Annotated in this window: 9 protein-coding genes; 4 read left to right on the top strand and 5 right to left on the bottom strand. The window is 49.4% G+C overall.

Annotated features, from left to right (window positions below):
• Positions 1–11 precede the first annotated feature (11 nt).
• Complete coding sequence (locus ACOJUO_RS05965) at positions 12–6,161, top strand: Hpt domain-containing protein (RefSeq protein WP_422139233.1); 6,150 nt, start codon at positions 12–14, stop codon at positions 6,159–6,161.
• A gap of 12 nt (positions 6,162–6,173) precedes the next feature.
• Complete coding sequence (locus ACOJUO_RS05970) at positions 6,174–6,674, top strand: chemotaxis protein CheW (protein WP_422139234.1); 501 nt, start codon at positions 6,174–6,176, stop codon at positions 6,672–6,674.
• Here ACOJUO_RS05970 and ACOJUO_RS05975 read toward each other — a convergent pair.
• The 5 genes from ACOJUO_RS05975 to ACOJUO_RS05995 form a co-directional block, all read right to left on the bottom strand.
• Complete coding sequence (locus tag ACOJUO_RS05975; RefSeq protein ID WP_422139235.1) at positions 6,640–7,365, bottom strand: 16S rRNA (uracil(1498)-N(3))-methyltransferase; 726 nt, start codon at positions 7,363–7,365, stop codon at positions 6,640–6,642. The genes ACOJUO_RS05970 and ACOJUO_RS05975 overlap by 35 nt on opposite strands.
• 82 nt (positions 7,366–7,447) lie before the next feature.
• The gene (gene metF / locus ACOJUO_RS05980; RefSeq protein WP_422135818.1) at positions 7,448–8,299 is read right to left on the bottom strand and encodes a methylenetetrahydrofolate reductase [NAD(P)H]; all 852 of its coding nucleotides are present in this window, start codon (positions 8,297–8,299) and stop codon (positions 7,448–7,450) included.
• Positions 8,300–8,387: 88 nt separating this feature from the next.
• Positions 8,388–9,785 (bottom strand): adenosylhomocysteinase, encoded by a 1,398-nt coding sequence (gene ahcY / locus ACOJUO_RS05985; protein WP_422139236.1) that lies wholly within the window; start codon positions 9,783–9,785, stop codon positions 8,388–8,390.
• A gap of 135 nt (positions 9,786–9,920) precedes the next feature.
• On the bottom strand, positions 9,921–10,931 hold the full coding sequence (locus ACOJUO_RS05990) for a type I glyceraldehyde-3-phosphate dehydrogenase (RefSeq protein ID WP_422135820.1): 1,011 nt from the start codon (positions 10,929–10,931) through the stop codon (positions 9,921–9,923).
• Positions 10,932–11,049: 118 nt separating this feature from the next.
• Positions 11,050–12,366 carry a Bcr/CflA family multidrug efflux MFS transporter gene (locus tag ACOJUO_RS05995; protein ID WP_422135821.1) on the bottom strand — a complete coding sequence of 439 codons (1,317 nt, stop codon included), beginning with the start codon at positions 12,364–12,366 and terminating at the stop codon, positions 11,050–11,052.
• Positions 12,367–12,696: 330 nt separating this feature from the next.
• Here ACOJUO_RS05995 and ACOJUO_RS06000 point away from each other — a divergent pair, with 330 nt between their 5' ends.
• Together ACOJUO_RS06000 and ACOJUO_RS06005 are read left to right on the top strand one after the other, a co-directional pair.
• Positions 12,697–13,368 carry a thiopurine S-methyltransferase gene (locus tag ACOJUO_RS06000; protein ID WP_422135822.1) on the top strand — a complete coding sequence of 224 codons (672 nt, stop codon included), beginning with the start codon at positions 12,697–12,699 and terminating at the stop codon, positions 13,366–13,368.
• A gap of 121 nt (positions 13,369–13,489) precedes the next feature.
• Positions 13,490–14,665, top strand: a complete 1,176-nt coding sequence (locus tag ACOJUO_RS06005) for an ankyrin repeat domain-containing protein (RefSeq protein ID WP_422139237.1) — start codon at positions 13,490–13,492, stop codon at positions 14,663–14,665.
• The last annotated feature ends 247 nt before the right edge of the window (positions 14,666–14,912 follow it).

A 14,912-nucleotide genomic window follows, 5' to 3' on the forward strand; every position in this document is an offset into this window, starting at 1 on the left:
GGGGGCCGGCAATGGCTGAACAACAGGATTATGCAGGCCTGGACTGGGTTAAGGAAGAGATTGAGCAGACGCTCATTGAAGCTGGCCAGGCATTGGAAAATTACCAGCAAGAGCCAGGCAACCCAGCCCACATCAATGCCGGGCAGAGCGCATTCAGTCAGGTTCATGGCACACTCAAAATGTTGCAGCATGTAGGCGCAACCCACTTGAGTCTGGAAATGAGCAAACTGTCCGAGGCCCTGATCAGTGAGCGAGTGCCTGATGTCAGAATGGCTCTGGAAGTCCTGATGCAGGCCACTCTGCAGCTGACAGGTTACATTCAACAAACTCTGAACAGTGGCGTTGATCGTCCCTTGACACTTCTGCCACTGATCAATGAACTAAGACGTCTGCGAGGTGAAGACCCTCTCCCGGAAGCTACTTTTTTCTTTCCGGATACCCGCTCGCTGATCGATCCTATTGCGTCACCACAACTGGAAAGCCTTGAACGGAGCGGACTGACACCGTTACTGAGAAAAATAAGACAGAAGTATCAGCTAACACTGGCAGGCTATCTTCGAGATCAGAACAGACCTCAGCAGATTAAAATTCTGGCCAAATTGTTTGCCAAACTTCAGGACCTTTCCTGGGGCACCCCTCTTTCTCCTCTCTGGGAAGCCAGTATTGCGCTGACTGAAGGGCTGGATAATGAGTCGATCGAACAGAACATCCATGTTGCTAACCTGCTCAGGGAACTGGATGGCCAGATCCGTCTGTTCATCAGACAGGGCGCTCCCTTTGTCAATAGTCATCCAAATGATGCACTGTTCCGGGGGTTGCTGTACAACATTGCCACTTCCGAAGGCCGTGGGGGTTTCACTGGAGTACTGAAATCACGCTATAACCTGAAAGATGAGCTGAAACGAGCTCAGGCTGGTATTTCCGATGTTCTGACGGGCGTGAATGCTACAAAACCTGTTGTTGAAGCTTTGAACTACGAGCTGACAGGTATCAAGGAAGCACTGGACCTTTACCTTCTCTCAACCGATCCTGATCCACTGGTTCTGGAAAACCAGCTGCCGGTCATTCAGCAGGTGGCAGATACCCTGACCATCCTGGGCATGGAAGATCTTAAAAATCGCCTGAAGCAGAAAAAAGCACTGATCCAGAGTGTGATCAATACCGGTCAGAACGCTGAAGAGCATCTGATGGACGTTGCTGGCACCATTCTTGACCTTGAGACTGCGCTATCCAGGTATGCTGCAGGTGAAAGTCTGGAGGCAGGCGAAGGCGCACCCCTGCTGGAAGAGGTCTATCAGGCGGTTGTCAAAGAGGCTCGCCACTATCTTGAGCAGGGCAAAGATGCCATCGTCGATTTTGTGGACAGTCATCATCACCCGGATTTCCTGAGCCCGATACCCGAACTGCTCGGTAAAGTGCAAGGCGGTTTGTCCATGACACCTCTGACCCGGGCCGCTGCTCTGGTCGGAGCCTGTTCAGATCACATCAGGAAAGAGTGGATAGAAAACGGTAAAACACCTGAAAAGATGGAACTGGAACACCTGGCTGATGCATTGACCAGTATTGAATACTACCTTGAAAGGTTGGGTGACAGAGATCAGAAAGAACATGACGCCATTCTGGATGTTGCAGACAAAAGCCTGTCTGCCCTGCGTGAGACAGATCTTGAACTGCTGATTGATGAGCAGAGCTTTCTCGACGGCTCGATGCCCATCACTCTGGACGAAAATAAAGTACAAGAGCCCTCAACGGAAGAAAAACAAAGTTCTGCAAAAACCACTGATCTGGAAGTTAAGACTTCTTTGACCCTGACCAACAGAAACAGACCCGTCGAAGTCAGCCCATACGATGTAGTTCAGTTCAAGTACACTAGCAACAGCAGCGTTGAGGCAGAGGCTCCAGGTGAAGCTTCACGGTTGGCTGGACCGCAGCAGGCGCAAGCCCTCACTCCGCAAGTCGAAGTCAAAGAGGACCGACAAGAGAACATCATCGACGATGAATTGCTGATCATCTTCATTGAAGAGGCTGGCGAAGTTCAGAAGCAGCTGACCGAAGACGTAACTACCTGGATCAATCATCAGGATGATCTGAACACCCTGAAAGATATCCGCAGGGCTTTTCATACTCTGAAAGGCAGTGGTCGTATGGTGGGTGCGAGCGTTGTGGGTGAACTGGCCTGGTCCATCGAGAACATGTTAAACCGCCTGATCGAGAGAACCGTTCATAACAGCCCTGAATTGAGCAATCTGGTTAGCCGCGTTACCCATATGCTGCCAGGATTGATTTCCGACTTTGCTGAGCAGAGCCAGGTTCTGACCCACGAAGTTCTGGTTTGCATGGAACAGGCTGACGCTTTGTCCCGAGGTGAAGCATACACCATTGAGGACGAGGAAGAGTCCATTGATGACGCCATCGCCAATGACCCGGATATCGATTTTCAACGAGCGGAAGAACCTGTCCCACAGGCAGCAGAGCGGGCCACTATTGATGCGCTATCCAAGCCATCATCTGAGCCAGAAATAAATGTAGATGTTGAGAAAGACGTTTCGCAATCTGTCGGACAGGAAGCTTACGACATCCAGCTGCTTAACGTATTCCTCGGCGAGTCCAGAGTTCATCTGGAAGTCGTTCAATCCTTTGTTGAGCAGGTGAAAGTCCAGGGTGGAAAGCGCCAGATCAGTGATCAGGTACAACGCTCTCTCCATACTATGAAGGGCATAGCCCTGATGGCAGAAATAGCGCCGCTGGCCAGCATCATTGTTGCCCTTGAAAAGAACATCAAGGATTTCAGAGCCCACCTGATTCCGGCCAATGACCGGGTGATCAGTATGCTGGAAAAGGGTCTTGAGCTCATTCAGGATGGCCTCGAACAGCTGGCCCTCTCACCCAGACAACCGGTACTGGATTCTGAAAATTACCTGTCCTGGCTGGAAGCGCTTCATGCCCAGCTCATCACCGAACAGCATAAAGCACAGTCTACCAACAGAAAATACACTGGCGGTCAGGACACCCGGCTGTTTGCTCACAGCGACCTGGGTTTACTGCTGGATGCCGATGAGTACCTCTCTACCTGGCGCATCGCTCTGCCCAGAGATGAGCTGGTAATGTTCCAGAAAGAACTGACAACACTGGCCGAACGGGCAACCGAAGCACGACTCACCGCTCTGACTGAACTATGTGACGTGCTTCTGGATGTTATGAACTATCTGGATAAGTACGAAGACAATCTACCCGGGGTTCTTGCGGCACCTCTGTCCAACGGCTTCGAAGCCATGGTCGATATGATGAATATGATTGCGGCCCAGCAAACCCCGGTTCCACCGCAATCAGTATTCACAGAACTCAGGGAGTCTCTGGAAGCTCTGCTCATCGCTGAACCGATTCAGGCAAGAGTCGTCCCTGAAAATATTGAAATTGACAAGATTGTTCAGGAGGCACCGTCTCCAGAGCCAGTGGTTGAGAACCCTGAAGTTGAAGAAATCATCCTGGAGTCGCTGACAGAAAAACCTGCCATTGAAGAGCAACCTGCTGTTAAGCCAGAGGCTGAAGTTGCTGTCGTTGTTGAAGATGCTGAAGATGCCAAAGATGTTGAAGAATTGCTTCTAAAGCCCTCAGTTTCAGGGATGTCACCTGCTCTCACCATTGAAACAGAAGTAGAAGTGGAAGAGCATGACCTTGAACTGCTGGAACTGTTCCTGGAAGAAGCCTCTGATCTGGCAGAAGATTGCCATCATGCTCTGGAAGACTGGCTGAATAATCGTCAAAACCTGACATCTCTGACCGATCTGCAGCGCTCTCTGCATACCCTCAAGGGCAGTGCCCGAATGGCAGACCAGCCGGAACTGGGTGACCTCAGTCATGCCATCGAAGCTATCTACAGTGCTATTGCCATGGGCAGAAGTTCTGCAGATAAAGCACCGATACACCTGCTACAGGCTGCTCATGATCAGGTTGACCAGATGTTGCTTGCCCTGAAAAATCAGCAGTCACCCGATTCTGTCATCCCGATGGTAGAACAGCTGGAGCAATGGACTCTCAATCATGACTATGAAGCAGAATTACCCTCTCTTGCAACGGCTGAAGCGCACGTAGAAGCTCTCCCTGACTACCTGGGTCAGATCAAAAAAGAGTCTGACACGACCTGCGAACAGCCCGAAGAAATAGTAATAGACGATGCTCTGGTTATTGATGAAGAAAATCGGAACACAGGCGTCACCAGAGTGTCTGAATCCGTAGAGAGTTGTACCAGTGCGCCTGAAATGATCGCACAAGAGACTGCCCCTGCATCAACACGAATAAACACACCGGTTACCAGCAGCGCAGCCAATACCTTCAAAGGTGTTGAGATGATTCGTGTCCCTGCGCAGCTTGTGGAATCGCTGATCAACCTTTCCGGTGAGTCGAGTATTCATCGTGGTCGAATCGAGCAGCAGATTCAGGACATGGGGAACATTCTTGAGGAGATGAACAGTACCATCGACCGGGTAAAAGAACAGCTGCGTCGTCTGGATACCGAAACCCAGGCCCAGGTTATTTCCACCTTTGAAGAAGAGTACGGCAGTAATCCTGAGTTTGATCCCCTGGAAATGGACCAGTATTCAGAACTGACCCAGCTGTCCCGCTCTCTGGTTGAGTCCGCGACTGACCTCCAGGACCTGAAGGAAGACATCCAGGAAAAAAATCGTGATGCAGAAACCCTGCTGCTTCAACAGTCCAGAACACTGGTAGAGCTTCAGGAAAAGTTGATGCAGGCCCGAATGGTTTCATTCAGTCGTCTGCTGCCACGCCTGCGAAAAATTACCCGTCAGTTGTCGACTGAGCTCGACAAGCCGATCAACCTGAATGTCAGCAATGCTGAAGGTGAGATGGACCGTACCATGCTGGAGCGGACCCTCGCACCACTGGAGCACCTGCTGCGAAATGCCATTGATCATGGTATTGAAGCCTCCGTTAAGGACCGCCTGACACTGGGTAAACCGGAAACCGGCAATCTAACGCTTGCCATTGCCCGAGATGGTGCCGATATTGTTATTGAACTGGCCGATGATGGCCGGGGCATCAATCTTCGGGCTGTTCACGCCAAGGCACTGGAAAAACATCTGATCACTCCGGAAGATGAGCTGACCGACCAGGAAATTGCTCAGCTGATCCTGGAACCAGGCTTCAGTACTGCGGAATCTGTCACCCAGATTTCCGGTCGAGGTGTAGGTCTGGATGTGGTCAATACAGAAATACGTCAGATGGGTGGTAGTATTCAGATTGACAGCGAGCCTGGCAAGGGAACCTCTTTCAAGCTCCGTCTACCCTTCACGCTGTCGGTAAACCGTGCTCTGATGGTCCAGGTTGCAGACAACCTTTACGCCCTGCCCATGCAGTCCATTGATGGTATTACGGTAGTGGACCCCAGTGTCCTGATCGACTGCTACCAGAACAACACCCCTCTGCATTATGGGGGTATCGAACACCAGCTCATGTTCCTGGGTGAAATTCTGGGTGATGCAACCCCCAGAATTCAGTCCGGGCAGTGCCCGGTTGTGATCATCGAGCGGGGCGGCAAGAATCTGGCCCTGCATGTGGATGAAATCATTGGCGGTACTGAAATCTTTGCCAAAAGTCTGGGCCCGCAGTTCGCAGGTCTGGTCGGTGTCAACGGTGCCACCATTCTTGGTGATGGTCGTGTTGCCATCATTATCGACCCTGTCACACTGCTTCGCAGACATCGGATTGAACAGCACTCTGTAGAACTGGCCAGCCAGATGGATGAAGAAGCAGAAACCATCCAACGTGTTCTGGTAGTGGACGACTCGGTTACTGTACGTAAAGTGACCACCCGTCTGTTAGAACGTAATGGCTATTTGGTTGAAAGTGCTAGGGATGGTATCGAAGCTCTGGCCAAACTGGCTGAAAACCGCTACGACATCATGCTTCTGGATATCGAAATGCCGAAGATGGACGGCTATGAGGTGGCCAGTGCCGTGCGTAATGATGACAGCCTGAAGTCTTTGCCGATCATCATGATCACCTCAAGAACTGGTGAGAAACATAAAGCCAGAGCCTTCAGCCTGGGGGTTAATGAATATCTGGGTAAACCTTTCCAGGAACATGAAATGCTGGCCTCCATCGAGCAATTGATCAGTGCCAAAGCTCACAACAATGAATAAAGGAGTAGCGTCATGACGGGCAGTCCTGAACCTATGGAAAGCAGAAGCCTGAAGTCCGGTTTGATCCCGATGCAGCAGAAGCCACTTCTGCTGCCTGCCTCCTGTATTGCCGATGTTGTAGACTACAGTCGTCCATCGGGTAACAGAGAGAAAAACTCATGGTTTCTCGGTGAAATTGACTGGCGGGGACAAACACTACCCCTGATTTCCTTTGAACGAATCAACGGTGGTCGTTTTGCAGAGTTCTCTGCAACGGCACGGATTGCAGTAATGCACAGCAGTACCGGAAATGAGCAGCTGCCTTTTTATGGCATGGTGATACAGGGTATCCCCAGAACATTAGATCTGACAGCGGGTGACGTTCAACCCGCTATCGAGGCAGATACAGGTTCAGCAGAAACATTCAGGGTCATTATCAAGGAAATTCCTGCTGCCATTCCTGATCTTGAAAAAGTGGAACAACAGCTCTCGGCAATGTTTACAGATCGCCCCAAAGATACTGCATCACACTGATTGCAGTGACCGGGGCGGTTTCCGTTCTCAGGACTCTCGGGCCCAGTGCAAGGACATGAAAGCCTAACGACTCGGCGCTGGTAATTTCTTCTTGAGTCAACCCACCTTCGGGACCGATCAAAAGAGAAACCGTTTCTGGAGGAACGAACCCCTCCAGTTTTTTATCGGTCCGATGGTGAAGCACAAATTTCAGGTCAGCGTTTTGCTTTGCCATCCAATCCGCAACAGGCTCGGGCGAGTGAATCACCGGAACTCTGTTCAAGCCACACTGCTCACAGGCACTGATGGCTATTTGTTGCCAGTGTCTGGCTCGCTTTTCCTGGCGCTCGGCATTCAACCTGACTTCACAGCGCTCGGAAAAGAGCGGCGTTATTTCGGTCACGCCCATCTCGGTAGCCTTCTGGATAGCGTAATCCATTCGTTCACCCCTGCTAAGACTCTGCCCGACGTGGACTTTCAAGGGGGATTCCGTGACCAGGCTTATTTCTGCTTCCAGGACAACTGCAACGTTTTTTTTTGCCACAGACTTGATTCTACCCTGCCATGAAGCGCCCTGCCCATTAAACAGGATAAGAGACTCTTCAGGCCTCATGCGCAGGACTTTACCGACATGATTGGCAGCACTGTCACTTAGCTCAACGACTTGATCTTTTACCAGAGGCTGATCGGTATAGATTCGAGGGTTTCTCATGACGTTCTCATGGCGAGGCCGTAATTCTCAGGAGTACAGAAAGGCTATGGACTGCGTGCGGCCAGAAGCGTTGGCCGCAGGATCAGACCAGCCTGAGGTTCTGACAGATGACTCTGGAGGGTGCAGCCTGATTCAGGGCGTAGAAATGCAACCCCGGAACCCCTTGCTCAATGAGCCTTTCACACATCCGGGTAACTACCTCTTCACCAAACTGCTTGATGCTGTCGATATCATCACCGTAGGCTTCCAGCTGCTTGCGAATCCAGCGAGGAATTTCTGCACCGCAGGCATCGGAGAAACGAGCCAGACGGGTGTAGTTGGTGATAGGCATAATACCCGGGATAATCGGCAGATCAATCCCCAGACCTATGGCACGATCAACAAAGTTAAAATAGCTGTCAGCGTTAAAGAAGTACTGGGTAATAGCTGAACTGGCACCGGCATCAACCTTGCGTTTGAAGTGCATCAGATCCGCTTCAAAGTTTTGCGCCTGGGGGTGGGCTTCCGGATAAGCAGCAACCTCCAGATGAAAATGATCACCGGTTTCGGCCCGGATAAATTCCACCAGTTCATTGGCATACTGCAGCTCACCGTTTGAGCGCCCCATACCCGATGGCAGATCGCCGCGTAAAGCAACAATACGATTAATTCCCAGACTCTGGTATTGCTCTAGCAAACTTTTCAATTGCGCTTTGCTATCGCCCACACAAGAGAGGTGAGGCGCAGCAGGAATATCAGTGCAGTTGCGAACGCTTATGACGGTATCAAGGGTTCTGTCTCGGGTGGAACCGCCAGCACCATAGGTCACAGAGAAGAATTCTGGCTGACATTCGGAGAGCTCAATCGCTGTCTGATCGAGCTTTTTAGCACCCTCTTCCGTTTTGGTCGGAAAAAATTCAAAGCTGATTGTCAGCTTTTTATCATTAGTTGTCATCGTTAATTAAAACCTTTATCACTGTTCTGTCGCTTACGGTTCTCTATAAGCGTCAGGAGCCTGCGCAGAGACGCAGGCTCAGTGCAGATCAGTACTTGTACTCATCCGCTTTGAATGGACCTTCAACAGCGACATTAATGTAGTCTGCCTGCTGTTGGGTCAGCTGGGTAATTACCCCGCCAAAGCCCTGAACCATATAGCTTGCCACCTCTTCGTCCAGTTTCTTGGGCAGAACCTTCACATACAGGTTCTCAGCCTTCTCGGCAGGGGGCAGATTGGCAAAGCCTTCTTCATACAGATGAATCTGGGCCAGGACCTGGTTGGCAAATGAACCGTCCATGATACGCGATGGATGACCTGTGGCGTTACCCAGATTGACCAGGCGACCTTCCGAGAGCAGAATCAGATGATCATTGCTGCCCTTGTCACGCCAGATCTTGTGGACCTGGGGCTTAACTTCTTCCCACTCCCATGTTTCTCTCATGAAAGCCGTATCAATTTCGGTATCAAAGTGACCAATGTTGCAGACAACACAGCTACTCTTCAGCGCTTTCAGCATTTCACGATCACAAACATGCAAGTTACCGGTGGTGGTTACCAGCATGTCGGTAGTACCCAGCAAGTCTTTGTTGATGCTGGCAGCAGTGCCATCGTTGACACCGTCAATGTAAGGAGAAACCACTTCAAAGCCGTCCATGCAAGCCTGCATGGCACAGATAGGATCAATCTCGGTGACCTTAACGATCATGCCTTCCTGGCGCAGTGAAGCCGCAGAGCCTTTACCAACATCACCGTAACCGATAACCAGGGCTTTTTTGCCCGCCAGCAGGTGATCTGTACCCCGCTTGATAGCATCATTCAATGAGTGACGACAGCCGTATTTATTGTCGTTCTTGCTCTTGGTAACTGCGTCGTTAACGTTAATCGCCGGTACTTTCAGAGTGCCTTTTTCCAGCATTTCCAGCAAACGATGAACCCCGGTGGTGGTCTCTTCGGAGATACCGTGGATGTTATCCAGAATTTCAGGGTACTTGTCGTGCAGCATCAGAGTCAGGTCGCCACCGTCGTCCAGAATCATATTGGCATCCCAGGGCTGGCCTTCTTCTGTCAGAATGGTCTGCTCGATACACCACCAGAATTCTTCTTCCGTCTCCCCCTTCCAGGCGAATACAGGGATACCCACAGCTGCTATTGCTGCAGCAGCGTGATCCTGGGTGGAAAAAATGTTGCAGGAAGACCAGCGGACCTCAGCCCCCAGATCGACGAGGGTTTCAATCAGTACAGCGGTCTGAATGGTCATGTGAATGCAGCCCATGATCTTCGCGCCTTTCAGAGGCTGCTGATCATGGTACTTCTGGCGAATAGTCATCAGTGCAGGCATTTCACCTTCTGCGATCTGAATTTCGCGGCGACCCCACTCGGCCAGGGAAATGTCGGCAACTCGATAGTCAGTAAAGCTCTGAACAACTGCAGGAGTAGCGCTCATGGGTATGATCCTGTTATGCGTAATTACCGAAAACAGGTTGAAGTCTAACAGTCGCACCAACCTATATCAATTTTTTTTGATATAGATTTCAAATAAGCAACAGGTCGGGAATTCAATCAACCGGCCAGCTTTTTCCTATTGCCTCAGCCAGTGGTTGGCCACATCCAGCATACGGTTGGAGAACCCCCACTCGTTATCAAACCAGCAAAGCAGCTTGATCAGCTTGCCTGAAGTCACCTTGGTCTGGGTACCATCGACCACACATGAGCGGGCATCATGGTTGAAGTCTACGGATGCGTGGGGTTCATTAGAGAAACCCAGAATCCCCTCCAGACGTCCATGGGTAGCTTGTTCCAGAATCCGGTTAACTTCCTCTCCGGTTGTTTCCTGATTGACATGAACGCAGAGATCCATGCAGGAAACATTGATGGTGGGCACCCTGATTGAATTGGCTTTGAAGCAGCCGCCAAGGTCAGGAAGCAATCTGTCGATGCCCTTTGCCAAGCCGGTATCTACGGGGATGATGGACTGCAACGCACTGCGGGTCAGCCTGAGATCACTGTGATGATAAGCATCAATCACCGGTTGATCATTCATCGCCGAATGAATAGTTGTGATACTACCGTACTCAATACCAAGGGCGTCATTCAGTGTCTTGATAACAGGAACAATGCAATTGGTGGTGCATGAAGCACTGGACACAATGCGCTGATCACGACTGAGATCCTGCTCATTGATACCGTAGACAATAGTGGCGTCTACATCCGGTTGAGCGGGCTGTGAAAAAAGCAGCTTTCTGGCTCCACTCTCTATGTGTTGCTCTGCTATTGCCCTGTCATTAAACGACCCTGAACACTCCAGCAACAGATCAATATCGAGACTTTTCCAGTCAATATTTTCAGGCCGGGCTTCGTGAATAAGCTGAATCCGGTCGCCTGCCACTATGAGCTGATTTTCCTCCGACTCTACCTTGGCTGGAAAGCGACCGTGAGTGGTGTCATAGCGAGTCAGATAGGTCAGGGTGTCCTCATCGGACAACTCGTTAATGGCGACAACCTGCAAGTCTTTGCGATAACCATTCTCGTAAAGAGCACGAAGAACACACTGGCCGATACGGCCGTACCCGTTGATGGCTATTCGAAACATAGTCTTGCTGTCAGGCTCATTACTGCTGAATTGAGGCGGTATTATAAGCGCAACTAGTGAAGGGATAAAAAATATTTGCCCTACCTTGTTGCCAGGGCAGGGCGCTTGTTCCTGATGATCAGGCGGAAGTCCGGACTTCAGAATCGGATGTGTCTTCCGGCATCACTTCATCCGATGGCACACCCTTATTCCTGACTATTAGCAAGGATACGAAGGAGAGCAAACCACAAACGGCTACTACCGCTGTCATAGGTACATCAGTTCCATTATGCAAAAGACCAACCACCGCAGAAGAAACACCGCCAATGGTAAAGCGAAGTGCACCGGACATAGCATTGGCTGTGCCCGCAGACCTTGGAAAGTGAGACAGGGCCAGAGCGTTGGAGTTAGGGCCTGTCAGACCAATACAGCTGACGTAAATCACGACAGGAATCATCAACCCAACCAGCCCGCCGATCTCAAACTTTGCATTAACCAACATCACTACTGCGCTGATACTGGCAAGAATGCTCCCTGTTTTCAGGATAGTGAACAGTGGCAGGCGATCTATCAGACGGATATTGATCATATTCATGACCATCATGGCCATAATATTGACAGCAAACAGCAGTCCGTAATGCTCTGGCTTGACCCCATACAGCTCGATATACACGTAGGGTGAGCCGGCAATAAAGGCAAACATACCGCCAAAGAAAAACCCATGGCAGAGGATACAGCCCATAGCTTCCCGGTTTTTCAGGACGGACAGATAGATCAGGAACAGCTGACTGGCAGGAATCACCAGTCTTTTCTCCTCCGGGAGGGTTTCCGGAACTTTTGAAGCGGCCAGCACCATGGCAAGTGCGGACATGACAGCCAGAAAAATAAACAGACTTTCCCAACCCATGAATTTAAGCATCTGACCTCCCAGCAGGGGAGCAATCAGAGGAGCTATTGTCATGACCATTAAAATAGACGACATAATCTTTGCGCTTTGCTGCCTTGAGAACAGATCCCGAACCATGGCAGGAATAGTGACCATAACCGCAGAGGCGGCCATAGCTTGCAGAACCCGGACAATAATCAGTTGCAAGCCGTTTTCACAGAGTGAAGCCAAGACACTGGTAACAAGAAAAGCAACCAGACCCGGAAACATGATTTTTCTGCGACCAAAGCGGTCTGAGAGAGGTCCGTACAACAGCTGTCCCAGGGCAAAGCCTACGGTATAGGCACTGAGTGTATACTGGATAATGCTCAGGGGTTCTCCCATATCTTCTGCTATCGCGGGGATTGCCGGGAGATAGAGATCCACTGCCATAGGGCCAAGTGCGGTTAAAGCGCCCAGGGTCAATATGAAAAGTAGCCTGTCACGGCTATGGCTCATTGAAATGCCCTGCTTTTTATCTTCTTGCCTGGTTGCTTTTGGCTCAGGACTGCTTTCGATATTGATGGTCATGTACTTCCTTCGATCAAGCGGATGAGGCGCTGAAATCATTAAATGTTTGTGCTGTATTCCTTCTGTTTGAGCTGCACAAGTGAAAGGTTGCGACACTGCCGTCGCAGGATTGAGGAATAAAAATAAGTTCGCTGTCGTATACAGAAGAGATGGCAGTTTTACACCGCTATCTTAAATCTTATCGACATAAAAAAATATATTTGATAGGTAAATTTATAATATCAGGGTTGCACTCTGGTATAGGCTCTTGAGCTTCGCCGTTGTCAGTGTTTCGTCAGTGCTGATCGCCAAAATCAAACCAAATACGACTTGAATGCATGAGAGGACACAATGAGCAATCCTGACTGGGTTAATCGCTGGAAAGAAGGACGGATTGGTTTCCACAGATCTGAGTTCAACTCGACATTATTGAAATACTGGCCCCAACTGAACCTGTCAGAAGCCCGGTCAGTGCTGGTGCCATTGTGTGGCAAAAGCCTGGATATGGTCTGGCTCAGGCAGCAGGGACTGGAAGTGATCGGCACCGAGTTGGTAAAAACAGCGGTTGAGTCCTTCTATCAGGAGCAGGCACTGCAACCGGCAGTGAAAGAGGCTCAGGGTTACCGACATTGGCAAGCCGATGATATCCATATCCTCGAAGGTGATTTTTTTGCTTTGCCGGAAGGTTCCATCCAAAGCACCGTTTTTTACGACCGTGCTGCTCTGGTTGCATTGCCCCGGGAGATGAGGCAGCAGTATGTCAACCATCTGGCAAACGCTGCGCCCCATTTACAAGAAGGCCTATTAATCACTGTTGAGTACGATCAGGACCTGGTGTCCGGCCCGCCTTTCTCAGTCGAGGAGCATGAAGTCAGAGCACTTTATTCACCGCAGTTTGAAGTAATTAAGCTGGACACACACAGCGCACCGGCATCAACCAACCTGAGAGAGAAGGGCGTCAACGAGCTGATTGAAGTGGTCTACAAACTCGCATTAAGTTCTCAGCCTCCCGGTCTTTTTTGAGAAATTTGCGTTTTTTTCAAAACTAAGAGGGAACCTTGGTTGACTATCGCTGTCTACATGTGACAACGGAATGAAATTCCCAAGCGTATTTACATTAAATAACTTACGGAGATGTTTGAACATGGATATATCAAAAACTGGCATTGGTCCATTAAATTATGATGGTGCGACTATTGGAGAAGTGACTACTAAAGTTACACTAGATAAGAATGATGAGGTTTCTTCGTTTTACGTTTTCTCAACTTTGAAGCTACCACCACAAGTAAATTTACCAGAAAGTTATACCCAAAACTCTGCTACACCCATCGTGGATCGTAATATTGAAGCGTATGCACAAGCTTCAACTTCAAATGAAACGGCTCAAAGTGATAGTAGTGATAGTTTCAAAGCACAAAAAAGGCCATTCAGTGATGACGCGGGCACCATATCTCAACTTTGCAAATCAATGAAAGGTGAGGCTATGGCTATCTCTACCGGGCGCGACAATCTGGAGCCTTTTGCAGAGAGCCTTTTTAAAGTGATTACAGACCCTGAAAGCACTGACGCTGATACTTCGGAAGCCGCAAGGTTGATATCCGAGTACGGTGCCGATGAACTTGCCAAGTTAACAGTTCCGTTTTCTTATCATACAAATATCACTAGACGTTACACTGCTATTACTCTTTTTGCTCTTGCATGCAGATTCGGTAAGCTGGATTTAGTGAAGGCTCTGTACGTGAATCAGCAACAATTAAACCAGACATTTGATATGGAAAATGGGGTTAATGGAAGGACGGCACTCATGCTTGCAGTTAATCATGGCCATGCAGATGTAGTGAAGCAATTATTAGACTTGGGGGCTGACCCTCAAATTGTTGATGAAGATAACAATTGTGCTGATAAGCTTAATTCAGTTTTTAACAGCAGCAAACAAGATACATACACTAAAATCAGAGAATTATTAATAGACTATCGCAAAGAAAACAATCTACCACCTTTTAAAGAACCCGCTATTCATGGTTATTACATTAAAGATACTGGGGAAATGAGTGCTACTATTAACCTTCCAGCATTCCTTTCTGAACATCCGGAAATTTTTGAAAAATACCTTTCTGAAAACCCGGGTTGTCTCATGCAGATCGGTCGTGAAAGCCCGGAGTTTCTGGTATATCTCCTTACTACACAGCCGAAGGCACTTGAAAAATTCTTTTCTGAAAATCCGGGTTTTGTCAGTCGTCTCCGTCGTGAAACCCCGGAGCTACTGGAACACCTCTTTTCTGAAAACCCGAACCTTCTCGAATCTTTATCCAGTGAATAGTCATGGGTGTGTAACTTTCAGATGACAGAAGACAGATGAACCTTTATCCAAGGAATAGTCATGGGTGTGTAACCTATGACTTACCTTGCATCTATTCCGGTCAATTTCTCAGGTGCTTGAATCTGGTTGTCCCTCGCTGCGAAAAGCTTAACAGCTTAAGTCAGTGAGATTGATCTACAAAATGAAGACAACCGCAAGTCAAAAGTAGGTTTTAAATATATTGCCTGTAGTCGTGCCGAGCATTCCA

Origin of the sequence: Endozoicomonas sp. ALC020, assembly GCF_049275935.1 — a bacterium.
In the GTDB taxonomy this organism is placed as follows: Bacteria; Pseudomonadota; Gammaproteobacteria; order Pseudomonadales; family Endozoicomonadaceae; genus Endozoicomonas_A.